Annotated in this window: 24 protein-coding genes and 1 pseudogene; 7 read left to right on the top strand and 18 right to left on the bottom strand. The window is 67.4% G+C overall.

What is annotated here, in order from left to right:
• Positions 1-60: 60 nt before the first annotated feature.
• Both EZE58_RS10700 and EZE58_RS10705 read right to left on the bottom strand, forming a co-directional pair.
• Positions 61-834 (bottom strand): 2-C-methyl-D-erythritol 4-phosphate cytidylyltransferase, encoded by a 774-nt coding sequence (locus EZE58_RS10700; protein ID WP_167560590.1) that lies wholly within the window; start codon positions 832-834, stop codon positions 61-63.
• Complete coding sequence (locus EZE58_RS10705) at positions 831-1,313, bottom strand: CarD family transcriptional regulator (protein ID WP_009380496.1); 483 nt, start codon at positions 1,311-1,313, stop codon at positions 831-833. The genes EZE58_RS10700 and EZE58_RS10705 overlap by 4 nt, the downstream gene beginning before the upstream one ends.
• A gap of 227 nt (positions 1,314-1,540) precedes the next feature.
• Between EZE58_RS10705 and EZE58_RS10710 the strand changes: the two genes are divergently transcribed.
• A complete protein-coding gene (locus EZE58_RS10710) occupies positions 1,541-2,164 on the top strand; it encodes a hypothetical protein (protein ID WP_101623537.1) in 624 nt (207 codons plus the stop codon).
• Positions 2,165-2,223: 59 nt separating this feature from the next.
• Here EZE58_RS10710 and EZE58_RS10715 read toward each other — a convergent pair whose 3' ends face one another.
• Both EZE58_RS10715 and EZE58_RS10720 read right to left on the bottom strand, forming a co-directional pair.
• Positions 2,224-2,904 carry a response regulator transcription factor gene (locus tag EZE58_RS10715; RefSeq protein WP_009380494.1) on the bottom strand — a complete coding sequence of 227 codons (681 nt, stop codon included), beginning with the start codon at positions 2,902-2,904 and terminating at the stop codon, positions 2,224-2,226.
• Positions 2,901-4,232, bottom strand: coding sequence for an ATP-binding protein (locus EZE58_RS10720; protein ID WP_051995626.1), 1,332 nt, complete (start codon positions 4,230-4,232; stop codon positions 2,901-2,903). The genes EZE58_RS10715 and EZE58_RS10720 overlap by 4 nt, the downstream gene beginning before the upstream one ends.
• A 240-nt stretch (positions 4,233-4,472) precedes the next feature.
• Here EZE58_RS10720 and phoU point away from each other — a divergent pair, with 240 nt between their 5' ends.
• Complete coding sequence (gene phoU / locus EZE58_RS10725) at positions 4,473-5,135, top strand: phosphate signaling complex protein PhoU (protein ID WP_009380492.1); 663 nt, start codon at positions 4,473-4,475, stop codon at positions 5,133-5,135.
• Positions 5,136-5,331: 196 nt separating this feature from the next.
• Here phoU and EZE58_RS10730 read toward each other — a convergent pair whose 3' ends face one another.
• Positions 5,332-6,366 (bottom strand): EamA family transporter, encoded by a 1,035-nt coding sequence (locus tag EZE58_RS10730; protein ID WP_167560546.1) that lies wholly within the window; start codon positions 6,364-6,366, stop codon positions 5,332-5,334.
• Between the two features lie 71 nt (positions 6,367-6,437).
• Here EZE58_RS10730 and EZE58_RS10735 point away from each other — a divergent pair, with 71 nt between their 5' ends.
• On the top strand, positions 6,438-7,355 hold the full coding sequence (locus tag EZE58_RS10735; RefSeq protein ID WP_063250053.1) for a LysR family transcriptional regulator: 918 nt from the start codon (positions 6,438-6,440) through the stop codon (positions 7,353-7,355).
• A 12-nt stretch (positions 7,356-7,367) separates the two neighbouring features.
• Here EZE58_RS10735 and EZE58_RS10740 read toward each other — a convergent pair whose 3' ends face one another.
• A complete protein-coding gene (locus tag EZE58_RS10740) occupies positions 7,368-8,111 on the bottom strand; it encodes a phosphoglyceromutase (protein ID WP_009380489.1) in 744 nt (247 codons plus the stop codon).
• Positions 8,112-8,277: 166 nt separating this feature from the next.
• Between EZE58_RS10740 and EZE58_RS10745 the strand changes: the two genes are divergently transcribed.
• Positions 8,278-9,303, top strand: coding sequence for a bile acid:sodium symporter family protein (locus EZE58_RS10745; protein WP_063250052.1), 1,026 nt, complete (start codon positions 8,278-8,280; stop codon positions 9,301-9,303).
• A gap of 248 nt (positions 9,304-9,551) precedes the next feature.
• Here the strand turns inward: EZE58_RS10745 and EZE58_RS10755 are convergent, their stop codons facing one another.
• From EZE58_RS10755 to EZE58_RS17410, 7 genes are read right to left on the bottom strand one after another with little or no spacing between them, the layout of a single operon-like run.
• Entirely contained in the window at positions 9,552-9,938 is a 387-nt protein-coding gene (locus EZE58_RS10755; RefSeq protein WP_205772228.1) for a DUF1801 domain-containing protein, read from the bottom strand.
• Positions 9,935-10,540, bottom strand: a complete 606-nt coding sequence (locus tag EZE58_RS10760) for a YbjN domain-containing protein (protein ID WP_167560548.1) — start codon at positions 10,538-10,540, stop codon at positions 9,935-9,937. The genes EZE58_RS10755 and EZE58_RS10760 overlap by 4 nt, the downstream gene beginning before the upstream one ends.
• Positions 10,540-11,967 (bottom strand): glycosyltransferase, encoded by a 1,428-nt coding sequence (locus EZE58_RS10765; protein WP_313451308.1) that lies wholly within the window; start codon positions 11,965-11,967, stop codon positions 10,540-10,542. Before EZE58_RS10765 ends, EZE58_RS10760 begins: the two co-directional genes overlap by 1 nt.
• Positions 11,968-11,976: 9 nt before the next feature.
• Positions 11,977-12,804, bottom strand: coding sequence for an alpha/beta hydrolase (locus EZE58_RS10770; RefSeq protein WP_119296957.1), 828 nt, complete (start codon positions 12,802-12,804; stop codon positions 11,977-11,979).
• 7 nt (positions 12,805-12,811) lie between these two features.
• Complete coding sequence (locus EZE58_RS10775; protein ID WP_009380482.1) at positions 12,812-13,123, bottom strand: DUF2516 family protein; 312 nt, start codon at positions 13,121-13,123, stop codon at positions 12,812-12,814.
• 45 nt (positions 13,124-13,168) lie between these two features.
• Positions 13,169-13,576, bottom strand: a complete 408-nt coding sequence (locus EZE58_RS10780; RefSeq protein ID WP_167560550.1) for an AzlD domain-containing protein — start codon at positions 13,574-13,576, stop codon at positions 13,169-13,171.
• Positions 13,573-14,142 carry a hypothetical protein gene (locus EZE58_RS17410; protein WP_240941268.1) on the bottom strand — a complete coding sequence of 190 codons (570 nt, stop codon included), beginning with the start codon at positions 14,140-14,142 and terminating at the stop codon, positions 13,573-13,575. The genes EZE58_RS10780 and EZE58_RS17410 overlap by 4 nt, the downstream gene beginning before the upstream one ends.
• Before the next feature lie 83 nt (positions 14,143-14,225).
• Between EZE58_RS17410 and EZE58_RS17415 the strand changes: the two genes are divergently transcribed.
• Both EZE58_RS17415 and EZE58_RS10790 read left to right on the top strand, forming a co-directional pair.
• The gene (locus EZE58_RS17415) at positions 14,226-14,435 is read left to right on the top strand and encodes a hypothetical protein (protein ID WP_240388928.1); all 210 of its coding nucleotides are present in this window, start codon (positions 14,226-14,228) and stop codon (positions 14,433-14,435) included.
• A gap of 219 nt (positions 14,436-14,654) precedes the next feature.
• Entirely contained in the window at positions 14,655-15,401 is a 747-nt protein-coding gene (locus tag EZE58_RS10790) for an XRE family transcriptional regulator (protein WP_167560554.1), read from the top strand.
• A 69-nt stretch (positions 15,402-15,470) separates the two neighbouring features.
• On the opposite strand, the gene EZE58_RS10795 is transcribed toward EZE58_RS10790, so the two are convergent.
• Positions 15,471-16,613 carry an FUSC family protein gene (locus EZE58_RS10795; RefSeq protein ID WP_009380477.1) on the bottom strand — a complete coding sequence of 381 codons (1,143 nt, stop codon included), beginning with the start codon at positions 16,611-16,613 and terminating at the stop codon, positions 15,471-15,473.
• An 85-nt stretch (positions 16,614-16,698) separates the two neighbouring features.
• On the opposite strand from EZE58_RS10795, the gene pepN reads away from it, so the two are divergent.
• Entirely contained in the window at positions 16,699-19,599 is a 2,901-nt protein-coding gene (gene pepN, locus EZE58_RS10800) for an aminopeptidase N (RefSeq protein ID WP_009380476.1), read from the top strand.
• 316 nt (positions 19,600-19,915) lie between these two features.
• Here pepN and EZE58_RS10805 read toward each other — a convergent pair whose 3' ends face one another.
• The 4 genes and pseudogenes from EZE58_RS10805 to EZE58_RS17700 form a co-directional block, all read right to left on the bottom strand.
• The gene (locus tag EZE58_RS10805) at positions 19,916-20,932 is read right to left on the bottom strand and encodes a C40 family peptidase (RefSeq protein ID WP_009380475.1); all 1,017 of its coding nucleotides are present in this window, start codon (positions 20,930-20,932) and stop codon (positions 19,916-19,918) included.
• A 257-nt stretch (positions 20,933-21,189) separates the two neighbouring features.
• Positions 21,190-22,263 (bottom strand): LLM class flavin-dependent oxidoreductase, encoded by a 1,074-nt coding sequence (locus EZE58_RS10810; protein WP_040342355.1) that lies wholly within the window; start codon positions 22,261-22,263, stop codon positions 21,190-21,192.
• Positions 22,264-22,367: 104 nt separating this feature from the next.
• Positions 22,368-22,622 (bottom strand): HNH endonuclease signature motif containing protein, encoded by a 255-nt coding sequence (locus EZE58_RS17420; protein WP_240388930.1) that lies wholly within the window; start codon positions 22,620-22,622, stop codon positions 22,368-22,370.
• 632 nt (positions 22,623-23,254) lie between these two features.
• Positions 23,255-25,312, bottom strand: a pseudogene (locus EZE58_RS17700) (DUF222 domain-containing protein); the annotation flags it as partial.
• Positions 25,313-25,343: the final 31 nt, after the last annotated feature.

Here is a 25,343-nt window from a genome sequence, read left to right on the forward strand (position 1 = left end):
GGTCTGATTCGACGACGGAGCCCTGTCCGGACAGCTGTCGTCTACTGCCAGGGTAGTGGTTCAGCGGCCGCGTGTGCGGGCGATGTGCTCGGCGAGGACGAGGTCGAGGGGGTAGGTGATCTTCAGGGACTCCTCATCACCGGCGACGGCCACGACATCGACGCCGAGGCGCTCGACGAGCCCCGCATCGTCGGTGGCCTCACGAGCGTCCGCACCCTGAATGCGCACCTCCTCACGGTAGGCATCGTGGGCCCTGCGGAGGATCTCGGCGGCGAACCCCTGCGGCGTCTGGACCCGCCGCAGACTCCCCCGGTCGAGGTCACCGCGCAGGACCTCGAAGTCGGCGTCTGCGGGGGCACCGTGGACCGCCTCCGCCCGCCGGACGGTGTCGATCATGGGCAGGACGGGGACGACCGCCTCGGCGCCGGAGGACACCGCATCGGCAACCCGACGGAAGACATCAGGCGGGGTGAGCGCCCGGGCGGCGTCGTGGACGAGGACGACGTCGTGCTCACCGGCGGCACGCAGTCCGGCGTCGACGGACTCGACGCGGTCGGCACCGCCGACGACGGCGACGATCTCGACGTCGGCTGCGCTGTCCGCCGCGTCGTCCGCATCAAGCCGCCCGCGGACCTCGTCGATCTCGGCGCGGGCGAGAAGCAGAAACTCCTCGGGAGCCGCGACCACGATGGTGGTGGCGACTCCCGAGGAGATGATGGCCTCAAGACTGTGGGCGAGCAGCGTGCGCCCGTCCACGGAGACGAAAGCCTTCGGTTCGGGATGACCCAAGCGCGTTCCCGACCCTGCGGCCGGGACGATGACGCAGGTGCTCAGGACGCGAGCACTTCGTCGAGGAGGGCTTCGGCTTCGGACTCCTCTTTCTTCTCGGCGAGGGCGAGCTCGGAGACGAGGATCTGCCGCGCCTTGGACAGCATGCGCTTCTCACCGGTGGAGAGTCCGCGGTCCTGCTCACGGCGCCAGAGGTCACGGACGACCTCGGCGACCTTGATGACGTCACCGGACTGGAGCTTCTCGAGGTTCGCCTTGTACCGGCGGGACCAGTTGGTCGGCTCTTCGACGAATTCCGCGCGGAGGACGGTGAAGACCTTCTCGACACCCTCTTCTCCGACGACGTCGCGGACACCCACGAGGTCGCAGTTCTCAGCGGGGACCTCGATCACGAGATCGCCGTGCGCGACCTGGAGCTTGAGATACAGTTTCTCCTCACCCTTGATGGTTCGTTGCCTGATTTCTTGGATTGTCGCTGCACCGTGATGTGGATAGACAACAGTGTCGCCGACCTGGAAACTCATATTCTCTTCAAACCCCTTTCGCGGAATCCCAGTTTACCATGAGGCGCGCCACAGAAATCGCCCAGGCAGCCGATTCTCCGTGCTAAGCTCAGCCTTTTTGCCCACTGTCCGCAGCGTGCTCGTCCGACAAGTGATCCTCCTCTCCGGGATCTCCCAGCCGGTTCTACGGAAGGTCAAAAACCGGGTAGTATACAGACGGATCTTGTATTGCCACTTCAAGGAGCACAATGAAACGGCACAACCGCGCGGCTCTCGCAGTTGCCGCAATCGCGCTCGTCCTCCCGGTCAGCGGGTGCGCCAGCCTGCTGTCGCCTCACCAGACCGCCGAGTACCAGTACAACGGCGGCGACGGAGCCTGGGGAACGGTCGGCGACGTCGAGGTGCGCGGTCTCCTGCTCATCATGGATGAGAGCGGCAAGGGCCCGGCCCAGCTGTTCTTCACGCTCGTCAACAAGGGCGATGCTCCTGCCGAGGTCTCCGTCGAGGTCTCCGGGAAGACCATCACCGAGACCGTCCCGGCCGGCGAGACCTTCGTCCAGGATCCGAAGAGCCCGGCGTCGTCGACGGACGAACCGGTCATCGTCGACAGCCTTCAGGCCAAGCCCGGCGACCTCGTCGACATCACCGTGGCCACCGGCGGCCAGGAGAAGACGATCCAGACCCAGGTCCTCTCCGATGTGCTCCCCTACTACGAGGAGTACGTCCCGACGCCGTCGCCGTCGGACATGCCGACCGACGAGCCCACCGGCAGCAGCGCCGGCGAGGAGACTTCCACGGGAAGCACGAGCACCGAGGGCGCGACCACCGAGAGCACCGCTCCTGCAGAGGGCACCGCGTCCGCCGACGGCTGACGCGCGCACAGCGAAGGGGCCGCTCACCACATGGTGAGCGGCCCCTTCGCTGTCTGCCCTCAGGCCTCGAACTTGTACCCGAGTCCGCGGACGGTCGTGAGCAGCTGCGGCTCCGAGGGGTTCTCCTCGACCTTCGCGCGCAGGCGCTTGACGTGGACGTCGAGGGTCTTCGTGTCCCCGACGTAGTCCTCGCCCCAGATCCGGTCGATGAGCTGACCGCGGGTCATCACGCGCCCGGAGTTGCGGACGAGGATCTCGAGGAGCTCGAACTCCTTGAGCGGCATCGACAGCTCTTCGCCGCGCACGGACACGACGTGGCGTTCAACGTCGATCCGGACCCCGCCGGCTTCGAGGATCGACTCGTCGAAGCTCTCGGCCTCGACGTTGCGGCGCAGCACCGCCCGGACCCGGGCAAGGAGCTCGCGCGAGGAGTACGGCTTCGTCACATAGTCGTCGGCGCCGAGCTCAAGCCCCACAACCTTGTCGATCTCCGAATCCTTGGCGGTGAGCATGATGATCGGCACATTCGACTTCGCGCGCAGCTCACGGCACACCTCGGTGCCCGAGGCACCGGGGAGCATGAGGTCGAGGAGCACCAGGTCGGCACCATTGCGATCGAACTCCGCGAGAGCCTTGAGTCCGTCATCGGCAACAGTCACCTCGTACCCCTCCTTGCCGAGCAGGTACGACAGCGGATCCGAGAACGAATCCTCGTCCTCAACAAGCAGAATTCGAGTCACGTCGTGAGCTTCCTTTGTTCGCTTCCAGTGGGCAAAACCTGGGCAGTCCCATTCTCCTCCGCGCCCTCGGCGTTGTCATGCGCCGAGGCTGCCGCCGGGTCAGCGTCGACCCGGTCGTCCGCAGTCCCGGAGTCGTCCCCGGCCTGCGCGGAGTGTTCGAGGAGGACTCCCGCCGGCGCGGACGAGGTCGCCTCGGCGACGGTCTGCGTCCCGGCGAGCGGGAGGACGATCGTGAACGTCGAGCCCTTCCCGAGTCGGCTCCACACGCGCACCTCACCGCCGTGGGTGGCGACGATGTGCTTGACGATGCTCAGGCCCAGGCCGGTGCCGCCGGTGATCCGGGAGCGGGCGGGGTCGACGCGGTAGAAGCGCTCGAAGACCCGCTCCGTGTCCTGCCGGGAAAGGCCGATGCCCTGATCGGTCACCGAGATCTCGACGCGCTCGTCGACGAGCTCGACCCCGACGCCCACGCGCGTGCCGTCGGGAGAGTAGTTGATCGCGTTGTCGATGAGGTTGCGCACCGCGTTGACGAGGAGTTCGTAGTTGCCCTCGACGAGGAGGGACGACGGTGGGGCGACCTCGATGTGGATCCGCTTCGCCTCGGCTCGGGTGTGGGCACGGTCGGCGGCATCCTCGACCACCTCGGCGGCGGAGATCTTCTCCGTCGTCGACGGAGCCGCATGGTCCTGGACCCGGGAGAGGTCGATGATCTCCTGGACGAGCTGGGTCAGGCGCTTCGACTCCCGCTGCATGCGTCCGCCGAAGCGCTCGACGGCGGCCGGGTCGTCGGAGAAGTCGGTGACCGCCTCGGCGAGGAGGGCCATCGCCCCGATCGGGGTCTTGAGCTCATGGGAGACGTTGGCGACGAAGTCCCGGCGCACGGCGTCGACGCGTTTGGACTCGGTCTGGTCGTCGCAGAGGACGAGGATGAACGCGGTGCCCAGCGGAGCGATGCGCGCGTGGAGGTAGCGGAGGACCGAGTCGGAGAGCTCGCGCTTCTGCTCGAGGTCGATCTCCTCGATGAGCCCGCGTGCGCGCACCCGTTCGACGACCTCGAGCATCTCCGGCGACGACAGGGAATGACCTCTGACCAGGCCGAACGTGTAGGCGGCGGGTGAGGCTTTGACGACGTCGTCACCGGCGTCGAGGACGATCGCAGCGGACGGGAGGACGGCGAGCACCTCGGCGATGCCCTCGGGCAGATCGTCTTCGGAATGCAGATCGGCAGCATCGCGGGAGCGTTCGCTGAAACGGAACGCGAGTATGCCCGCTATGCCGAGTCCCAGGCCGACGATGCCGGTCAGGACCGCTACAATCAAGAGATCCACGTGACCAAGCTTAGGCGCAGTCTGCTCGGCGGTCGCACCGGATTCACTCGCTGACAGGCCTTTTGGCGAGGAATTCACCGAACCGACAAGTCTCGTTCACACGGCGCTGGAAAGCTGGGGTCAGTGTGCCTGCCCGGATCCCCGAGCACGCGGCGATTCCGCCCGGGCCGCGGGCACGGCCGATCGACGAGAACTGCGCCACGCACTCTCACCTCGCACGAGATTAAGGAAACGCACTCAATGCGCGAAGTCTTCAGGAATGAGCTCGACGAACTGGCCACCCAGCTCGTCGACATGTCCACCAAGGTCCTCGACTCCATCCGCCTGGCCAACCAGGCCGTGCAGAACAACGATCTCGATCTCGCCGAACGGGTCATCGAGGCCGACGCGGACATCGACGCCATGCAGCACACTCTCGATCAGCAGGCCGCGGAGATCCTCGCCCTGCAGGCCCCCGTCGCCGCCGATCTGCGCGCCGTCATCGGTGCCCTGCGGATGAGCGCCTCACTCGAGCGGATGGGCGACCTCGCCCGCCACATCGCCCAGCAGGTCCGCATCCGCTACCCCGAGTCCGCGATCCCGCAGCACTTCTCCGGCACCTTCGCACGCATGGGCGATGCGGCGGAGAAGATCGCCGAGGCGACCGTCAACCTCCTGTCGAATCCGGGACTGTCGATGGTGCCGACGATCAACGCGATCGACGAGGAGCTCGACGAGCTCCACCTCTCCGTCTTCGCGAAGCTCGCCGACGCTCCCGCGGAGGACCTCGCGCCGCGCCACATCGCCGACGTCACGCTCCTCTCCCGCTACTACGAGCGCTTCGGCGACCACGCCGTCTCCGTCTCGCAGAAGGTCGAGTACCTGCTCACCGGCAACTGGGAGCCCTACCTCTCCCGCAAGTGAGCGCAGGCTCGCAGTCGTGCACACCGTCCCGGTCAGGGGCGTGAGCGCAGGCTCGCACCGCTGACAACGACGATCGCCGAGGTGGTTCCTCCACCTCGGCGATCGTCATTCACCTCCCGGACGACCCCGACCGGAGTGACCCATTCCCGGGTGCGGCCGTCCAGGTCCGCCCGAGTCGAGGTCACTCTGGTCAGATTCACCGCGCGATCTCCTGCCCATTCCGTCCTGAGGCCGCTGCTCCGAGTTCACTCTCGGCGCCGGCACCTGCGGTCTCAGGGTGCTCGCGGGCCACGACCGTGCGACGCCGCGGCCGCTCGCCTCGGCGGGGTCTCCCGCCTCGGCGCAGGACCACACGCCCGATGCCCCGCGCGACCGTCCGCAGCGCCCCCGTGGTCACGGCGACTCCGAGGATGAGGAGGCCGCCGCCGATGAGCTCGGGCACCGTGGGCCGATCCCCGAGGACGAGCCACGCTGCACCGACTCCCACGGGCGGGACGAGGAGTGTGAACGGGGCGACCTGCGAGGCGGGGAAGCGCGCGAGCAGGGAGTTCCAGATGACATACCCGATGAGCGAGGCGACGCCAGCGGTGTAGACGACGGATGCGAGCACACCCCAGGTCGGGTGCAGGACGGCGCGGGCCACCTCGGCGGGCCCGTCGATGAGGAGGGAGAGCCCGAGCATCGGCCCGGGGACGACGAGACCCGACCACACGGTCATCTGCAGTCCGTTGATCCCCGGCTTGACCCCGCGGGCGATGACATTGCCGATCGCCCACGACAGGGCAGCGGCGAGGCAGACGACGAAGGCGGCGACGGGTGTCGAGGCCTCGAGGCTGAGCCCGATGACCGCGAGCCCGGTGAGGCCGATGAGGATGCCGACGACCTGTCGGCGGGTCGGGGTCTCGCGCAGCGCGAGGGCGGCGACGACGACGGTGAAGGCAGCCTGGATCTGCAGGATGATCGAGGACAGGCCCACCGGCAGGCCGAGGAAGAGCGAGGTGTAGAGGAGGCCGAACTGCCCGGCGGACATGAAGACGCCGATGAGGAGGATGCGCCCGAGGCTGCCGCGGGGAAAGCGCACGAAGAGGATCGCCGGGATGACGACCATGGTGAACCGCGCGGCGACGAGGAGCAGGGGCGGCCACTCGCGGAGTCCGAAGTCGATGAAGACGAAGTTGACGCCCCAGAGGACGACGACGAGGAGCGCGAGGAGCTGGTGGACGGGTCGCATGACTTCAGGATCCCAGCGCGCTGATCAAATTTCCATTGAAAGTCCTTGCGCGGACTCGTTACAGTAATTTGATGATCGACATCGTCGCCCTGCGCACCCTCGTCGCCCTCGACGCGCTCGGCTCCGTCACGGCCACGGCCGACTCCCTCGGCTACACCCCGGCCGCGGTGAGCCATCAGCTCCAGAAGCTCTCGCGCTACCTCGGCGCCCCGGTCACCGAACGCTCCGGACGCGGCATCTCCCTCACCCCCATGGGCCGTGAGCTCAGCAGCCGGGGTGCGCAGATCCTCCACGACCTCGAAGGCATCGAGGCCGAGGCGCGGGCGCGTTCGGGCGAACCGCGCGGGCGCATCACGATCGGCGGGTTCTCCACCGGCATCCGCGGTCTCCTCGTGCCGGCGCTGCCGAGACTGCGGGAGGCGGCGCCCGAACTCACGGTGACGAACGTCGAGTCCGATCCCGATGAGCTCGTCGAGATGGTCTCGGCGGGGCGGATCGACGCCGCGCTCATCTTCGACTGGAACAGCTCGGTCCTCCGCCTGCCCTCGACCCTGACCTCGGAGGTCATCGCCGTCGACCGGGCCGACATCGTCATGCACCGCGACCATCATCTCGCGACCCGCGCCGAGGTGACGCGCACCGATCTCGTCGGCGAGGTCTTCGTGTCCGCTCCGCGCGGTGCCGTCTGCCACCGGTGGCTCGTTGCGCTCTTCGAGGATCTCAGCTCGGAGCCGCGCGTCGAGTACTGGGCGGTCGAATACGACACGCAGGTCGAGTTCAGCCGCTCTGTGCGGGCGCTGGCGCTCGTCCCCCGCCTCGGCCGCCCGCACCTGCCCGACGACATCGTCGCCGTTCCGCTCGACGACCCCTCGATCGCCCGGTCGATCCACGTCGTGTGGCGCCGCTCGATGACGAACTCCCCGGCGATCGCCCTGCTCCGGGAGGAGCTCCAGGCGATCGCCGGGGAGTTCGAGACGGTTCGCGGCTGAAGCCGCCGGGCCTCAGCGGCCCTGGTTGGCGACCTTGCCGATCGCTTCCTTCGCGGCCTCGGGGTCGAGGTAGGTGCCGCCGGGGGTGACAGGCGTGAAGTCCTCGGTGAGCTCGTAGTGGAGCGGGATGCCGGTGGGGATGTTCAGCCCGGTGATGTCGGCGTCGGAGATCCCGTCGAGGTGCTTGACGAGCGCCCGCAGGGAGTTGCCGTGGGCGACGACGAGGACGGTGCGACCGTCGGCGAGCTCGGGCACGAGGACGTCGTACCAGTACGGCAGGAGACGGTCGATGACGTCGGCAAGGCATTCGGTGCGCGGCACCGAGTCGCCGAGGTTGGCGTACCGCGGATCGTGGGCCTGCGAGAATTCGGAGGCATCGGAGAGCGCAGGGGGCGGGGTGTCGAAGGACCGACGCCACGTCATGAACTGCTCTTCGCCGAACTCGTCGCGGATCTCCTTCTTGTCCTTGCCCTGCAGCGCTCCGTAATGGCGCTCGTTGAGGCGCCAGCTGCGGTGGGTGTCGAGCCAGGAGAGGTCGGCGGCCTCGAGTGCGAGGTTCGCCGTGAGGATCGCCCGCTTGAGGCGCGAGGTGTGGACGACGTCGGGGATGAGGTCGGCTTCGCGCAGCAGCTCGCCGGCGCGCTTGCCCTCGGCACGGCCCTTCTCGGTGAGGGTGACATCGACCCAGCCGGTGAAGAGGTTCTTCTGGTTCCATTCGCTTTCGCCGTGGCGCAGCAGGATGAGGTTATGCGTCATGGCCCCTATCTTCGCACGAGACCTCGCGCGGGTGCCCGCCGGTCCGCGGCCGGCTCCGCGCCCTCGACTTCCCGCCGGCGGTGGGACTCGCGACGGCCCGACTTGAGAGCGCTCAGAGTACGGACATGGGTCTTGCATGACGGAACGCTGGGAGTAGTCTTCGCATATGTCCGATCGCACGCCAGCCCCCGACCCCCGTCCGTCCGCGAAGCCGCAGTCGACGGCCGAGCGCAGTTCGATCATCGCGGTCACCGCGCTGCCCGTCCTCGTCATCCTCGCCGGCATCGCGGGCTTCCTCTCCCCGGACACGTTCACTCCGCTGGCCCCGACGATCACGTGGAGCCTCGGCGTGGTGATGTTCTTCATGGGACTCACCCTCACCCTCCCGGACTTCGCGAGGATCGCGAAGCGCCCGTGGGTCGTCGTCCTCGGCGTCGTCACCCAATACGTGGCGATGCCGCTGCTCGGCCTCCTCGTCGTCACCGTCTACAGTCTGCCGCCTGAGATCGCCGTCGGCGTCATCCTCGTCGGCTGCGCCCCGGGCGGCACGGCCTCGAACGTCGTCACGTACCTCGCGAAGGGCGACACCGCGCTGTCGGTGTCGATCACGACGCTCTCGACGCTGCTCGCCCCCGTCCTCACTCCCCTGCTCACGCTGTGGCTGGCCGGGTCGTACATGGACGTGCCGTTCTGGTCGATGTTCGTCTCGATCTGTCAGACGGTGCTCGTGCCGGTCATCGTCGGCGTCCTCGTCCGTCTCGTCGCCTCACGTCTCGTCGATCGGATCGCGCCCGTGCTGCCGTGGCTCGCCTCGATCGCGATCGCCTACATCGTCGCGATCGTCGTCGCCGGGTCGGCCGGATCGATCGCCTCGGCGGGCATCCTCGTCCTCCTCGCCGTGATCACGCACAACCTCCTCGGGCTCGGCGTCGGCTACGGTGTGGCCACGGCCTGCCGCCTCGACACCCCGACCCGCCGAGCGCTCGCGTTCGAGGTCGGACTGCAGAACTCGGGCCTGGCCTCGACGCTGGCGACGACGTACTTCTCCCCGCTGGCAGCGCTGCCCGGCGCGGTCTTCAGCGTGTGGCACAACGTCTCCGGTGCCGTCCTCGCCTCGATCTTCGCCCGCCTGCCCTACGGCAAGCCGCCCGCCGAGGCGACCGAGCAGTCCCGCACGCCGCAGTCGGCGTGAGCCGCCGTCCACGTCGACGCGCGGACTCCGAGCGCGACGAAGCACCCCGGTCGGGATTCGGCGAGATCGCCCCGCACACGATCGATATCGCCGGCCGGCGCTTCACGGTCAGGCACACGAGCGGGGACGAGAGTCCGGCGCTCAGTTGGCTCAGCTGACGACGGACAGGTCCCGGGCCGATGCGCACCGCTTCTACGAACGCCTCGGGTACACCGCGAGTCACGAGGGACTCAAACTCGACCTCGGACTCACATCCACTTGACGCCGTCGACCTCGAATTCGCGTATACGGTAGGCGATCATCTCTGCGAGGAGGGCGTCGGGGATCTCCTCGTCGTACGGCAGTCTGATCGACCCTTTGCCGGTGTCGAAGTCGGTGAGCCTGTCGGCGAAGGCGTCCTTCGTGCTCGGCGTGAAGACGACGTTCGCGTGCCGCTGGTACCCGGCGAACGCGAAGAGGATGGTGTCGAGGAAGTACGCCGGATTGCCCCACTTGAGGCCCTCGCCCGCGGTCGGGGCGTGTTCCCGGCTGAGGTCGCGCAGGTGACGGAGGAAGTCCTGCTGCTCGACCGAGTCGAAGGTCGCGATGTATTCGTCGACATTGCCCGGCCTGCTCAGATCCACTCGCTTGATCATCGTCGGTCGCCGTCGGTCGTCGGGTGCCCGGTCGGCGCAGCCTCTCCCCCGGGGTCGTCGGGACTCGGCTCAGGCCGCTCGGGCCCGATCGTGCCGAGGAACTCATTGTCCGGGCTGTCGAGGACGTGTTCGAACGCCGCGAGGTTCCGGGTCGACTCACCTCGGCTCACCCGCCACGCCCACTCCTTCTTCATGCCCGTGAGGAATCCGAGAAGGAGGAGTTCGTTGAACGACTCGTCGGCGACGGTGAGGATCTCACCGAGTAGGGCGTCGAGGCCGTCGAGGAGGCGATCGACCGGAACCGTGGCCCGCAGATAGACGTCGCCGAGGTGGTCGATCCCGAACGCCGCCGCTCCGAGCTTCATGTTCTTCCGCAGCAGCCACCGGTTGAAGGCCTCGGCGTTCTCGTCCGGGTGCCGGATGACGAAGGCCGCGAGCTCCGCCGTCCGCGCGGAGACGACGATCGACACGGTCGTCTTGAGCTTCCGCTCTCCCGGCAGGACGACGGCGATCGACGTGTCGTCGAGGCTGTCGACGGCGACGTCGTTGGCCTCGGCCCAGTCCGTGATGCCCTGCATGAGCACGGCCGGCTCGGCGCTCATCAGCGCCATCCTCCGCACACGCCCGGGGCCGTGAGGTCGCTCGCGTCGCGGGTGCCGCGGTCTCCGGCCATGCCCCGGGAAGCGGCTCCGATTCCCGAGCGGATCCGGGCAGAGTCCTCGCGTTCCCCGGCGACGGCGTCGAGGACGGCGGCGACGGTCCGGTTCCAGTCGAAGCGCTGCGACCGGGCCGCCGCATGGTCGGCGAGTTCGGCCCGCATCTCCGCATCGCCGAGGAGCCTCTCCAGGGTGAGCGCCCAGTGCCGCGGATTGTGGTCGGCGATGAGCAGTCCCGAATATCCGTTCTCGACGATCTCCGGCAGTCCGCCGACGGCCGCGGCGATCGACGGCAGACCGGAAGCGGCCGCCTCGGCGGCGACGAGCCCGAAGGACTCACTGCGCGAGGGCACGAGGAGGACGTCTGCGGCGCGGTAGTAGGTGACGAGTTCGGCTGCAGGCACGGGCGGCCTGACCTCGACGTTCGGTTCCGCGGCGATCGCCGCCGACAGCGTGGCATGGAAGTCGGAGGGCGTGTTCCACTCGCGATCCGGAGCGGTCCGCCCGCGTCCGTCCGCACCGGCACGACCAGCGCCACGGGTGCCCGGTCGCGCAGAGGGTTCGACCCATCCGGAGGCCGCGCCGAGGAGGATGCCCCGTGTCCGCGCGGAGAGCTCGGGGTTGTTCTCGTGAAGGCAGGCCAGGGCATCGACGACGACGTCGGTGCCCTTGATGAACTGCATCCGTCCGACGTAGAGGACGAGGTTCTCATCGGCCGCGAGTCCGAGTTCGGCGCGGGCGGCCCGCCGCGATCCGGGTGAGAAGAGGGCATGGTCGACGCCGGGCCGGGCGACGACGACGGAGGCGGGATCAGCACCGAGCTCGCCGATGAGGTCACGGCGCTCAGCCGGGGTGTTCGCAACGAGGAGGTCGACGCCGGCGGCGATGCGCTCCTCGGTGCGGAGTCGGCGGGGGGATTCCTCGGCGGTATCGGAGTCCCGGTTCTTCACGGCACCGATCGTGTGCATGCTCGCGATGATCGTCGGCCGCGGCCCGCCCCGGGTGCGCACGGAACGCAGGGCCGCCTCGGCGGAGATCCAGTAGTGGGCCCACACGAGGTCTGCGGCGGTGAAGACGGGGTGGGCTGTGAGCAGGCGGGCGAGGTCGTCGAGCCTGCCCGCGAGCGCGTCCTTGCTGTCGGCGTCGACGTCGAGACGGTGGAGGCGGAGGTTGGGTGCGAGGGTGACCGAACGCGCCTGCTCGTCGCCGGCGACGCCGAGGCCGTGCGGGTCGGCGGTGAAGACGTCGACCTCGTGTCCTGATGCGGCAAGGGCCCTGACCGTATGGTCGACGTAGACATTCATCCCGCCCGCATCGCCCTGCCCGGGCTGAGCCGCAGGCGAGGTGTGAAGTGAGAGGACGGAGATGCGCACGGAGTCAGTCTAGCCAAAGAAGTCGCCGAGGATCCGGCGGACCTCATGGCGACCCCGCCACAGGATCGATCCGGCCGGCAGCACTTCGAGGCGCGAACCGGGGATCGCGGCGGCGATCTCCTCGGCGATGAAGACGGGGTGGGCGGGATCGTCCTCGTGGGTGAGGACGAGGACCTCGCCGGCGAAGTCGCGCAGCCTCTCCAGTGAGGCGTCGAGGCCGCCGCCGAGGTACTGCCCGTCGACGGCGATCTCGAGCGCGAGCCCGAGCCCGTCGGACATGTCCGTGGTGATGAGATTCTCGGCCTTCGTCCGGGTCCACGCTCGGGCGGGGAGGAGGTCGGCCACCTCGGCGGGTTCACGGGAGAGCATGAGGTCGGTGATGCCCTCGACGTCACCGGCGGCGACGAGCCCGCGGAGGGACTCGAGGTAGGCGGTGTGGGAACGGACCACCTCGGCGGGGAAACCGGCGAACGAGGCGGGGAGGACGAGGGCGACCTTCTCGAGGCCCTCGATCACGGGATGGCCGTCGCTGAGCAGGCGCAGGAGTCCGCCGGCGGACATCGAGACCCCGAGCGCCCGGGTCGCCGAGGTGGCGGTGAGGGCCTCGGCGAGCGCCTCGGCGATGAGGGCGTAGTCCCAGCCTGGGCCCGGTGAGGGGCGACCGCCGTGGCCGAAGAGGTGGAGGAAGTGCTTGGTGCCGGAGATGCCGGTGCCGAAGGGCCGGGTGTCGCGGATCGCGCCGGCGAAGCCGTGGCTGAAGAGGGTGTGCGGGTCGCCGGAGCCGAACGTCGCGATGTACCCGGTGTCAGCACCGGGGAAGTTGAGATCTTCGCTCATCCCCGGGTCAGCGGTTCCGATTCCTGGGGTCGATGGCCTTGATCTTCGGGCGCACGTCGGTGAGGTAGACGATCGCGCCGACGAGGGCGAGGAGGTTGAGGAAGATCATGCTCATGCCCAGCGGCGGGAGCGCGATGAGAGCGAGGGCGAGGCCGACGGCCAGCAGGATGACCCAGAACTTCTTCGACTGCTTGTCCACCGCGCGGTAGTTCTCATCCTTGTACCGCAGCGAGTCGATGAACGCCCACAGTTGGACGATGAACGCCGCAACCGTGAGAGCGAGAAAGACCAGGCGCTGAAAGTCAGCAATGAGTTCCATGCCCTTAAGCCTAGCAATCGGGCCTGACACCGGCACCTGGGCAACTCACAGGATGCCCGTCCACCGGATCCCGGCGCACACCGCCATCGCGAGGATGACGCAGACGAGCATCGGCACACGCAGCACCGCGGCGAGAACGCCCGCCCCGACGCCGATGAGGCGCGCCGGGTCGGCGAGCGCCTGACCGTCGAAGACCGCCGTCGTCGCGAAGACCGCCCCGATGAGCACGACGGTGGCCCTGTCCATCCAGGCCGTGACCCGCGAGGTCGGTTCGTCGGGATCGCTCGCCGAGGCGGTCGGGGCTTCGGTGCTCACCTCAGATCCCGTCGTCACCTGCGCTCCCCGTCGTCCGCGGACGGCGAGCGCAGCGCCCACCTTCACTCCCGCGAAACGCATGACGTAGGTGCCGATGCTCAGCGCGGCGAGCGCGATGAGGAAGGTCGTCGGATTCACTGCGCTTCCTCGCTCTCGGTCGGGCCTGTGCTGCGGGGCTGCATGGTCGGCGGCTGCGAAAATGTCGGTGGCTGGGACATTGTCGGTGGCAGCGACTCGGCGGACATTCTCGACCGTCGCACCTCGACGGGCACGGCCATCTCGTGGTCAGGCGCCGTTCCACACCCCTCCTGGTCGGGCACCGTTCTACGCGCCTCGTGGTCGGGCACCGTTCCACGCGCCTCGTAACCGGGCACAGTTCTGCGCGCCTCGTGGCCGGGCACAGTTCTGCGCGTCCTCCTCTCCCTCACCGCTCGGCGGACGAACCAGCCGAGGGCGACGAAGGCGAAGACGGACAGCGAGGTCACGGCCCCGAGGTCGAGCGGGAGGATCGGCGTGAGGCAGACTGCGACGAGGATGCCGGCGAGTGTGAGGCAGAGCGTCGAACGGTTCCGCAGATCGCCGCGGATGAGGCAGAAGAGGATGATCGGGAACGCCGCGTCGAGACCGAGCATGTCGGCGTCGATGACGCTGCCGAGCCACTGCCCAACGACCGCACCCGAGGGCCACATGATCGCGATCGCCACTCCCATGAGGAGGAACGCCCGCCACCGCTGGCGGTCGTTCCCCCCCCTGTGCGGGCCACTGCCGTCGATTCGTCATTGATCCAGTGCGCGGCGATGAGAGCTCGCCAGTCCTGCGGGAAGAACGGACCGACGGCCATACCGAACGCGAAGTTGCGAGAATTGACGAGCAGTCCGGCGAGAACCGCGAGGATCGGCGCTCCACCGGCGGCGATGACTCCGACGAAGGTGAACTCGGCGGCACCGCCGAGGGCGAAGGCCGCGAGCATGAGCGTCTGCCACCACGCAAAGCCTGACACCTGCGAGATCGCACCGTACGAGAGCGCGACGGCGACGATCGTCACCGTGATGATGGCGACTGCCCGGTAGGTCGACGACGGCAGAATGCGCTCGATCGTGCGGAATGATGAACTCATGTTCACCATAGTGCACACCGCGAGAGAGGTTCGTCAACCGGAACGGCAGTGCGGAATAATGAACGACAGCTAAGATGATCGTATGAGCGGAGCAACGGCATGAGCGCGGCGGCAGACGACTCCCCCAGTCCCGAGACGAGAGACCCATCCGTCAAGGGCAACGTCGAGGACAGCAGCGTCGACCAGGGCAGCGTCGACCAGCGCAGCGGCAACGACGCCGACAGCAACCAGGGCAGCGTCGACCAAGTCAGCGGAGATCACGAGAACCGCGTCCACGACAACAGCACCGCGACCGACTCGTCGACCCCGCGAGCCCAGGTCGCAGCAGCGGTCAAGCGCGAACGGCAGCGGGCCGGACTCTCCCTCTCCGAGGTCGCGCGCCGAGCCGGCATCGGCAAGTCGACGATGTCCGGACTCGAGGCGGGAACGGCCAACCCGAGCCTCGAGACGATGTGGGCCCTCGCCGCTGCTCTCGACATCCCGCTCTCACGGCTGCTCGATCCCCCACAGCAGGAGATCGCCCTCCACCACGTTCGCGACATTCCGAGCCTGCCGTCGACGACGGCGAACTATGTCGCCACCCTGCTCTCGGCGTCTCCGCCCACCGCACGCCGCGACATCTACTTCATCCAGGCCGAACCCGGTGAATCACGCAATTCCCATCCGCATCCGGCGGGCACGATCGAGCACGTCATCGTCGGTCGCGGGGCGGCACGGATCGAAGCGCTCGGCCAGTCGTTCGAGCTGGTCGCCGGTGACTACCTCGTCCACCCGGGCGATCAGCCGCATTCGTTCACAGCCCTCGAGCCCGGTACGAACTGCATCTTCGTCGTCGAGAGCCGCTGACCGGCCCCGCCGCTCGCCGCTTGGCAGCCTCAGCCCAGCCCCACCCTTTGCCGCTCGGCAGCCGCAGCCCTATTCGACCGGCGGACCGTCGGCCTTGTCCTCGGCGAGCGAGGGCAGGCGTTCGTGCGCGGCGTCGTTCGTCAGGCCGGCCGCCTGGAGCAGGTCGGCGGCGACGGGCCGGAGGAGGAGGACAAGGGATTCGTCGTGGATGTCCCAGCTCTTCTCCGCCCTGGGATCGAGTTCGCCGGCGGCTTCGGACAGGGCCACCTCGGCGAGCGATCTGTCGGTTCCCCGGCGCAGCGCGATCTCGAGCTTCTTTGCTCCGTCGGCGAGGGATTCGACGTAGTCGGCGATGATCGGCTTCTCGACGCCGAGCTCGGTGATGCCGACGACGCGGCGGGCGATGACGCGGATCGTGCGCATCGCCCGGTCCGAGTATGTGTGGGCACGGGAGAGCCGGGTCACCTCGGCGGCATGACGGCGACCACGCGCATTGATCTTCGCCGCCTCCTTCGACACCTGCAGCGACGAGCCCCACGAGTCGATGATGTCCTGGGTCTCGCGGGCTCGGGTGAGGGCGCGCATCGCGAGTTCGGTGTCGGCGTCGCGCAGGGCCTTCGACATCATTGTGAGCACAGCACTGACCTCGTCGAGGAGGTTCGCGGCGAGTGCCCGCGGGACCTTGCGGGCATCGCGGGGGATGATGAGCGCGAGGACGATCGCGAAGAGTGAGCCGACGAGGGCGTCGAGCGTGCGCGGGAACGGCAGGGTCGTCGCGGTGGCGGGCACGACGACGACGTAGACGGACTGGACTGCGATCTGGGTGATGAAGATGCCGCCGGAGTTGAGCACCGTGCCGATGACGAGGCCGATGATGAGGGTGAGCGCGAGCTGCCAGATGCCGCTGCCGTAGATGTTGACGAGCACCTCGCCGACGAGCACCCCGAAGGTCGCACCGATGCCGATCTCAAGCGAGCGGCGCAGGCGGCGATCGGCGACGGGTCCGATGCCGACGGCGGCGGCGACGGCGGCGAGGAACGGGTAGGGGTGGCCGAGGATGTAGACGCAGAACGCGTAGGCGGCGGTGGCCGCGATGGGGATCTGGATGAGCTGTCCGGAGTTCGCCCACACGCGCCTGAAGCCGAGGCGGAGGCGGTGGGCGACGATGTTGAACCCTCGCTTGATCAACCCGCTGACCTGGGTCTTCGCCATCCGGTCCGGCCCCCTCTCGCGCTCGTTGTACTCAGATTACCGGAATTGTGACATGCTAAAGTCTGTGCGCCGAGGAGGCTGAAGAATGACGACGAACCTGACCCGAGACGAAGCGCAGAGCCGATCGCATCTGCTCAAGGTCAAGACTTACACCGTCCATATCGATGTGAGCAACGCCGAGTCCGATGCCGACACCTTCACCTCCCGCACCGTCGTCGAGTTCAAGGCTCGCTCCGACTCCCAGACCTTCATCGACATCATCGCCGACTCTGTCTCACTTGTGCAGATCAACGGGGAGGACCTCTCCCCCGCCGAGGTGTTCGACGGTGCCCGTGTCACGTTCCCCGTTCGTGAGGGGAAGAACACCCTGACGATCGAGGCGCAGACCCGGTACTCCACCTCGGGTGAGGGACTCCACCGATTCACCGATCCCGCCGATGGCAAGGTCTACCTCTACTCGCAGTTCGAACCCACCGATGCCCGGCGGGTCTTCGCGAACTTCGACCAGCCCGACCTCAAGGCGAAGTTCGTCTTCAGCGTCACCGCCCCACAGTCGTTCCAGGTGCTGTCGAACCAGGTCGAGACGAGCCGGGAGACGGTGAGCGGGGACGGCAGCGCGGCCGTCACCCACTTCTTCGCACCGACGCTCAAGCAGTCGAGCTACATCACGTGCATCACCGCAGGCCCCTACGAGGGGGCGACGGACACGTGGACGGATCCGGTCACAGGCGAGACGGTCGACCTCGGCGTGTGGACGCGGGCGAGTCTCGTCGATCATCTCGACTCGGCCGACATCCTCGGGATCACGAAGGCGGGCCTCGACTTCTTCAGCGCCGAGTTCGACTACCCCTACCCCTGGGGCAAGTACGATCAGATCTTCGTTCCCGAGTACAACCTCGGCGCGATGGAGAATCCTGGACTCGTCACCTTCACCGATTCCCTCATCTTCCGGGACAAGGTCACCGACGCGATGTACGAGTCGCGGGCCAACGTCATCCTCCACGAGATGGCTCACATGTGGTTCGGCGATCTCGTGACGATGAAGTGGTGGGACGATCTCTGGCTCAAGGAGTCCTTCGCCGACTACATGGGCGGCCTCGCGCTCGCCGAGGCGACGCGGTTCACCGACGGATGGGTGACGTTCGCGCTGCGCCGCAAGGCGTGGGCGTACATGCAGGACCTCTACCCGACCACGCACCCGATCGTCGCCGACATCCCCGACGTCGAGGCCGCGAAGCTCAACTTTGACGGCATCACGTACGCGAAGGGCGCCTCGGTGCTCAAGCAGCTCGTCGCGTACGTCGGTCGGGAGGCGTTCTTCGCCGGATCCCGGCTCTACTTCAAGCGCTTCGCCTTCGGCAACACGGAACTCGCCGATTTCCTCGACTGCCTCGCTGAGGCGGCCCCCGACCGTGATATCGCCGGCTGGGCGGACGCGTGGCTGGGGACCTCGGGCGTCTCCGAGCTCTCGCTCGCTCTGACGACGAGCGCCGAGGACGACACCACCTCGGCGGGGGCCGGGTCCCGGAACGAGTCGACTGCGAACACTGCCGGTCGGGCCGGGTCGGGCCCGCAGCACGACCCCCGGGCGAGCATCACGGGCGCGACGATCACACAGTCGGATTCGGCTGAGGGCACGCGTCTGCTGCGCCCGCACACTCTGGAGATCGCCACGCTCGGGCGGTCGGGGCGCGACATCGTCCCCATTGACAGCGTGAAGTTCGACTTCGACGGGGAGTCCGCCGAGGTGGAGCAGCTCGTCGGGCGCACGCGTGGTGAGATCGCGCTGCTCAACTACGCCGATCACAACTATGCGCGGGTGCGTCTCGATGAGGCTTCGACGGAGGCGGCGATCACCTCGGTCTCGAGGATCGCCGACCCGCTCTCACGGGCCCTCGTATGGTCGGCGCTCGACAATGCGGTGCGCGACGGGCTGCTGCCCGTGCAACGGTACCTTACTGCTTATGCCCGCAGCCTCGGCAAGGAGAGCCATGCGGGGATCATGGCCGGCCTGAGCCAGACGGCGCTGCTCTGTCTCGATCAGTGGGTGGCGGAGCGGAACTTCGAGACCGCGATCTCGGGCCTGCTCGGTGCCGCGCTTGATGCGCTGGCGACGGCGAAGTCAGGGTCGGATGCGCAGCTGCATCTGGCCAATCTCGTGCTCTCGCTGACGTCGCGGACGGCGCGATGCATCGATGACAGTCCGTCGATCGCGATGGGTCGGGCGTTTGCGACTCAGGTCCTCGCCGTGCCGATCGGCGAGGAGATCGAGAGCATGAGCCCCGAGATCGTCGACGAGGCGACTGCGGGCACAGGTGGTCGCAGCGGTCAGGACGACGGATCAGCCGCAGGAGACCGGATCGCCTCGGGAGACGGGTCGAGCGGGTCCGGATCGGGCGGGACTGCGTCCCATCCTGATCGGGACGGTGTCGCCGAGCATGCAGCGGCTTCCCTGCCGTTCCGTGGTCTCATCAATGACCATGCCCTGCGATGGAACGCGATGACTGCGCTCGTGTGCCTCGGGTGGGCGGATCAGACGGACATCGCGCGCGAGACCCACCTCGATCAGAGCTCCTCGGGACGCCTGCGCGCCGAGACCGCCAATGCCGCCCTGCCGCTGCCGATCGTCAAGATGCGCGCATGGGAGACCGTCGTCACCGGGTCGCTGAGCAACGATGTGCTCTCGGCGATCATCTCCGGCTTCGTCGCTCCTTCGGCGCTGCCGATCACGGAGATGTACGTCGATGAGTACTTCGAGCGGCTTGCCGGGTTCTGGGCGGACAACTCGATCGAGATCGCCCGCCGTCTGGTGCTCGGCCTCTATCCGCGGTGGTCGGTCGACGAGGAGCGCGTCGTCGAGAAGACCGACGCGTGGCTCGCCGACCATCCTGATGCCCCTGCGGCGCTGCGGCGCCTGCTCATCGAGCGTCGTGACGATCTCGCTCGGGCGATCTACCTCAAGGCCCGCCAGACCTCGCGGCACTGAGCCGGCAGTCGCGGTCAGTGCGCCGTCGCGCGACGCGGGGCAGGGTTGCCGCCCGACTGCGGTGTCGGCGCGACTGCGGTCTCGGCGCGACCGCGGTAACTGCGGCCCGAGGCGGTGAGCGGATTACCGACTGCCTCGGCGGAAGCCCCACTCAACGGCAATGGGCCTGACCTTCGCACTGTGCGAAGGTCAGGCCCATAATCAAGGCTCGGGAGCGACCACCTCGGCGAAGAGGCACCACCGATCGGTCCGCTGGGAGGACCAGTGAGCGATCAAGTCGGCGACCACCTCGGCGAGGGGGCACCACCGATCATTCTCAGAGGATGCGGCGGGCTCCGGAGAACTCGTTGCCCTTGTCCCAGTCCTTCCAGTCGACGACGTAGACCGTCTTCGACGCGTTCGGCGAATGGATCATCTTCCCTCCGCCGATGTACATGCCCACGTGGTGGACCGTGCCCGAACTCGTCGAGAAGAAGAGCAGGTCGCCGGCTTTGAGGTCCTTCGACGACACCTTCTTGCCGACCTTGGCCTGGTCGCCGGAGTCGCGCGGGATGTCGATGCCGTGCGCCCGGTAGACGGAGTAGGTGAAGCCGGAGCAGTCGAAGCCGTAGGCGGAGACGCCGGCCCACAGGTAGCGGAGGCCGTCGAACTGCTTGGCGGTCTTGACGAGGTCGTCGCCGGAGGGCTTCTTCGGCTTCTCACCGATGTCGAAGACGTTGACGTCGTCGACGTCGATCCACGCGGCTCCGCCGCCGGGCAGTGCGACGCGGACGTCCTCGACGTCTTGGGCGATGAGGGGCAGTTCGACGTTGAAGCTCGGATCCGCGCCGACGTCCTTGGTGAACTCGATGCCCTCGAACTTGGCCTTCTCAGCGGTGACGACCGCGCGCGGCTGGTCCTTCTTCAGCTTGCCGAACCGGTCGTTCTCGACGAGCTGCTTGGTCGGCAGCCAGCCCGGGTAGCCTTTCTTGTTCTTCGGTGTGGACTGGTCGGTGACGGCGACCTTGGCCCAGCTGCCCTTGGTCTCGAGGACAGTGACCTCGGAACCGTAGACGGCCTGGGTCTCGGCCTTGCCGGTGAGGCCACGACGCACCTCGGTGCTCTTGAGGTTCTCGTTCCACTTGTCGAGGTCGACCGGCTTGCCCAGAGCGGGCTTGTCGACCTTGCGGGGCGCCTTCGAGTCCTTCCACAGCGTGGCGACGGTGACGTCGACGTAGGCCGTCTCGCCCTTCTCGATCTTTCCGTCTCTGATCGGCTCGAGTTCCTGACCGGGAACGACCGCCGCAGCCAGGTTGGTCGACGCGTTGGCAGGAGCAGACTGGTTGCTCGACATGGCAGGAGCGCCGGCTCCGAACACAAGTCCGAGCCCGAGCGCCGCCGAAACAGCAATTCTCGTACGCATAGATTCTCTTTCGGTCTGCGAGCGAGACCAATGGTCGCACCCGCGCGGGGGAAGCCGCCGAATGAGTTTCGCGACCCACGGAACCGACCGATGGCGATCGATCGCGTGAGCATCGAAACGATGTACGCGAACAATCCTACTGTCTGATCCGGACATTGTCTCGGGTCAGCGGGTGATCGCCTCGGACGTCAGCGGAGGAACTCCTCGGCCAGCAGGTCGATGGTCTGGATCCGCGCGGCATCGTGACGCAGCTCTTCGCCTTCCATCGCACCGGCGACCGGTTGGATCATCACCTCGTCGACTCCGAATCGGTCGGCGAGTTCCTCGAGCTGGCCCTTGGCCTGCTGAGGATCCCCGATGATCCAGTTCTTCGAGAGCTCTTCGGCGACCATGCGCTCCTGGTCGGTCATGATCGAGCGGACGTCGTCGCCGGCCAAGCGCAGCGGGCCCATCTGTCCGCCCGTGCGCAGCCGTGCCATCTGCAGCATGAAGGGTTCGGAGCGCAGTCGCGCCTCGTCCTCGGTGGGAGAGACGACGGCATTGACGGTGACGAAGGTGCGCGGCTCGTCCCCGTAGGCGCCGGGAGTGAAGTTGTCGCGGTAGATCTTCATCCCCGTCGTCGCACCGGCGGCGAAGTGATTGGCGAACACGTACGGCATGCCGAGCTCAGCTGCCAGCCGAGCCGAATACCCCGACGAACCGAGCAGCCATGGCAGCGGCTGGGTCCCTTCGGTCGGTGCCGGAGTGGCCCGCAGCGTGTGCTCGCGTCCACCCTGAAGTGGAATGCGGACGCCTTCCGGTGTCATCAGGGAGAGGGTGTCGATCACGTGCTGAGGGAACTGTTCGACCGGGTCGATGGTCTGCCCCTGCCGGTCGACCATCCGCCCCTCGCCGAGGTGGCCCCGCATGGCCGCCGATGTGATCGGATCCGTGCCCGGCGCGCGTCCGATTCCCAGATCGATCCGATCACCGTAGATCGCGGAGAGGAGGGCGAAGAGCTCGGCGACGGCGAGAGGCGCATGGTTGGGCAGCATCACTCCGCCCGAGCCGAGGCGGATGTTTTCGGTGCCCTGACCGAGGTACATGAGTTCGGCACCGGGCATCGTCGAGGCGATCGACGGCATGTTGTGATGTTCCGCGACCCAGTAGCGGGTGTAGCCGAGTTCGTCAGCCCGGCGGACAAGTTCGTGAGACGCCGCGAAGGCATCGGACGTGGTCTGGCCGACGCGCACGGGGACCAGATCGAGAAGAGAAAGCTCCATGCTCAAGGCAACAGGGTTCCGGGAGGGTTCATTCCATGAGCTGCGTCACTGCCGGGCGGATTCGACCTCGGGACGCACCTGTCCCCTCGACGTCCGGATCGGTCTCAACGGAAGAGCGTGTCGGCGATCTCGCCGGCGATGAACCTCGAATGGAGGATCGGTCTGCGTTCGGGATCGATGGTTGCAGGAGGCACCCAGGCCGGTCGCCCGTCTCTGAGCATGATCGTGTGCCAGTCGGATTTGTCGATGAGATGGTGGTGCGCACTGCAGGCCAGAGTGAGGTTGTTGATCTCGGTTCTGCCCTTCTCGGACCAGGGCACGATGTGGTGGGCGTCGCACCAGCCGGGGGTGTCTCGCATCCGGGGAAGGTGCACCCTTGGTCTCTCGCGGCGAGGATCGTCAGTTGGTTCCGATTGGCGTACCGGTTCTCTGTCTGGACGCTCACCGTCCGACCCTTCTCGCTCATGAGGTGGAAGAACACTGCGCCGTTGAGTCCGTCGCGAACCGCCGCCGAAATAGGGAAGCTCTCAGCCGCTCCGGTCGTCGCCTGCCCGCATCCGGTGGCGATGTCCTCGGCCTTGGCCGTGACGACGAGAGCGAACGGAGCGCCCGCACCGACACGGCCCATTTCGATGCGTCCGATGATCGTCGAGAACCTCTCATAGATCCGGTTGCGCACGCTGGGCTGCTCAGAGGCCATGGGTACCGGCGTACCGTCCTCGCGGACGCCGTATCCGGCAGGAATGTCGTTGCCGTCAGCGTCAGTCGGCGCGGAACCGACCGGCGCAAGTTCGGGCGTCGGGTCGATCGCATCGTAGCGGTCACCGCGGAGCACGTCTTCGAAGAGCCGGACGGCTTCGTCCACGACAGCATCGTCCTGCTGCCCCGCACCTACCGTCAGGACATCATCAGTCTGCCCCGCTGCGCCGTGCGCCAGGGCATCGTCAGCATTCTTCGCGTGATCACATGCCGATGCGTCATCGCTCTGTGACGCGTCATCGCTCGCCGGCGAGTCTCCTGCCTCTGATGCGTCGTTTCCAGTTCGCGATCCATCGCCGGTCTGCATCGCTTCATCGGTCTGCATCGCTTCATCGGTCTGCATGCGGGAGGTGAGCAGGCCGTGCATGATGCCACCGGTCACCGAATCCAGGCGTCCCCTGAGGTCCCAAGTCCCATCCTTGCGCGCGCGGAGGTTGACACAGAAGTCCTCTCTCGGCGTCGACTCGTCGGGGAGCTCACCATCGGGGTCAAGCCATTTGAGGATCTCGTTGAAGAGGATTCGGATATCCCTGACGTGGACCAACGGAGCCTTCTCCACGAGGATCCGTTCCGCTTCGAGCTGCTGGTCATCGGTGGCCTTTCGCTTGAGCTCACCGAGGAAGCGGATGATGACCTCTGCCTGCACGGACGAGAGAGTCCCCGTGCGCAGCGCGTCGGCAACGATCGGATGCACGGGTTCGAGTGACTCACCGGCGACCGTGACTCTCCTGCCGAGCTGCTCGGCGAGATCGACCCGTCGAGACGCTTCTCGGGCGGAGACGCCGAGGCGATTCTTCACGAGATCACGGGTCGACTTCGCACCGTAGTCGCGCGGGGTGCCGACGCGTTCGAAGACTGAGAGCGTGACGACGGAGAGCGCCTCGGTGAGGCGGTTGAGCGTTTCGATTCCGTCGAGCATGGTGACAGCCTCGTCCGGGCCCATCGGCCGTTCGAAGGATTCGAGATCATTGACCAGGGTTCGGAGACTCTCGATGCTTCCCGTCATCTCCGGAGCCATTGCCGTCAGGTCTGACCACGCCGTCGCTGGGAGAAGCGGAGAGGCGTCTGCGGCGTCGCAGTCGGAATCGACGGGAATGCCGCTCGCCTCGGCGGTCACGGGCTCGGGACTCCCAGCGTCTCCACCCTCCCCGAGCGAAGCTGGCCCCGATGCCCTCTCAGGCGCCGAGGTCCCCTCGACATCCGAGGTCCCCTCAAGTCCCGCAGCGGCATCGGATGCTTCGTCATCCGTCGAGCGATCATGTCCGTATACGTTGGCTTCGCCGGGCCACCCCGCCTCGACCGGGTCGACGCCGCCCCACCCCTGCGTCCCGTATCCTCTGCTCGCCTGCTCGCGCGGGGTGAACCACGGTGGCTCGCTGGCGAACCCCATGCCCACCTCACCATCCGACGGGCCGGAGCCCAGACCTCCGAGGACACCGCGCTGCCGTTCGATGAGATCGTTCTGCTTGTGAGCGATGAACTCGCTCGACTTCCGGTTCTCCTCGGCAAACCACGCGCGATCCTCGTCGGTGATCCTGTAGTCGGGTTCGGAGGCCGGATCACCATCGTCTGCGACGTCACGCGCGGAGCACTCGTCATCGTCTCGTGTGGTGCACTTGCCGATGCCTCGCGAGGAGCTGTCGTCCGGGTCCGCAGGAGCGGACGGCGTCTCAACCAGGCCCGCCCATTCCGGGTCGGCGGCTGCCGCCGCGGCCCGTTTGGCCTGCTCTGCGCGTTCTCGTTCCTCGCGCTTCTGCCGCATCCATGCTTCCTGTTCGGCGTCGATCTCGGCCGCGCGTCGCCTCAACGCCTCCTGCGCCTCCTCATCGTCGGGCGCAGCCCTCCAGTTGAGCTTGGGTGTCGGCACAGTCGCTGAGTCGAGAGAAGCCGCCGAAGCCACAGGTGTCGAGTCGTCGGAGGCTGAGCCGTCTGACATGGGGCCGCTCGACATCGCGGGATCCTTCGCCGAGGCGATCTCCCCCTGACCGTCTTCCGCGCCGACAACCGGATGCTCCGACGGGTCGAGACCCGAGTTCTCGAGCGCAGTCGGGCCGAGAGCTAATCCTGCGGGCACCTCGGACTCTCCACCCGCAGCCTGGGACACGCGCGGAGAAGCGGGCCGTGTGCGCCGGTCCTTCCGCTTGTCGCGTCTGCGATCTGGGGTGAGAGTCATGACCTCCGTGTCCGATCCCCGAGTACGTCCTTGTGTGATCGATATTACACCCACACAGCAAATCTGTACAGATATTTGTTCGACTTTTTTAGAAATCTTTCTCCCGTTTGAATTCATTACATGATCGATAAACGAGGTTGACGCGGCA

This window comes from Brevibacterium sp. LS14, assembly GCF_012027885.1.
Lineage (GTDB): Bacteria > Actinomycetota > Actinomycetes > Actinomycetales > Brevibacteriaceae > Brevibacterium > Brevibacterium casei.

Bases quoted from the DNA above. Each gene is read 5' to 3' on its own strand.
- pepN (WP_009380476.1), top strand. From the start codon at position 16,699: ATGACGACGAACCTGACCCGAGACGAAGCGCAGAGCCGATCGCATCTG.
- EZE58_RS10735 (WP_063250053.1), top strand. From the start codon at position 6,438: ATGATCGACATCGTCGCCCTGCGCACCCTCGTCGCCCTCGACGCGCTC.
- EZE58_RS10760 (WP_167560548.1), bottom strand. From the start codon at position 10,540: ATGAGCGCCGAGCCGGCCGTGCTCATGCAGGGCATCACGGACTGGGCC.
- EZE58_RS10795 (WP_009380477.1), bottom strand. From the start codon at position 16,613: ATGGCGAAGACCCAGGTCAGCGGGTTGATCAAGCGAGGGTTCAACATC.
- EZE58_RS10805 (WP_009380475.1), bottom strand. From the start codon at position 20,932: ATGTCGAGCAACCAGTCTGCTCCTGCCAACGCGTCGACCAACCTGGCT.
- EZE58_RS10710 (WP_101623537.1), top strand. From the start codon at position 1,541: ATGAAACGGCACAACCGCGCGGCTCTCGCAGTTGCCGCAATCGCGCTC.
- EZE58_RS10730 (WP_167560546.1), bottom strand. From the start codon at position 6,366: ATGCGACCCGTCCACCAGCTCCTCGCGCTCCTCGTCGTCGTCCTCTGG.
- EZE58_RS10810 (WP_040342355.1), bottom strand. From the start codon at position 22,263: ATGGAGCTTTCTCTTCTCGATCTGGTCCCCGTGCGCGTCGGCCAGACC.
- EZE58_RS10770 (WP_119296957.1), bottom strand. From the start codon at position 12,804: ATGAGCGAAGATCTCAACTTCCCCGGTGCTGACACCGGGTACATCGCG.
- EZE58_RS10755 (WP_205772228.1), bottom strand. From the start codon at position 9,938: ATGATCAAGCGAGTGGATCTGAGCAGGCCGGGCAATGTCGACGAATAC.
- phoU (WP_009380492.1), top strand. From the start codon at position 4,473: ATGCGCGAAGTCTTCAGGAATGAGCTCGACGAACTGGCCACCCAGCTC.
- EZE58_RS10705 (WP_009380496.1), bottom strand. From the start codon at position 1,313: ATGAGTTTCCAGGTCGGCGACACTGTTGTCTATCCACATCACGGTGCA.
- EZE58_RS10745 (WP_063250052.1), top strand. From the start codon at position 8,278: ATGTCCGATCGCACGCCAGCCCCCGACCCCCGTCCGTCCGCGAAGCCG.
- EZE58_RS10740 (WP_009380489.1), bottom strand. From the start codon at position 8,111: ATGACGCATAACCTCATCCTGCTGCGCCACGGCGAAAGCGAATGGAAC.
- EZE58_RS17420 (WP_240388930.1), bottom strand. From the start codon at position 22,622: ATGCGAGACACCCCCGGCTGGTGCGACGCCCACCACATCGTGCCCTGG.
- EZE58_RS10790 (WP_167560554.1), top strand. From the start codon at position 14,655: ATGAGCGCGGCGGCAGACGACTCCCCCAGTCCCGAGACGAGAGACCCA.
- EZE58_RS10775 (WP_009380482.1), bottom strand. From the start codon at position 13,123: ATGGAACTCATTGCTGACTTTCAGCGCCTGGTCTTTCTCGCTCTCACG.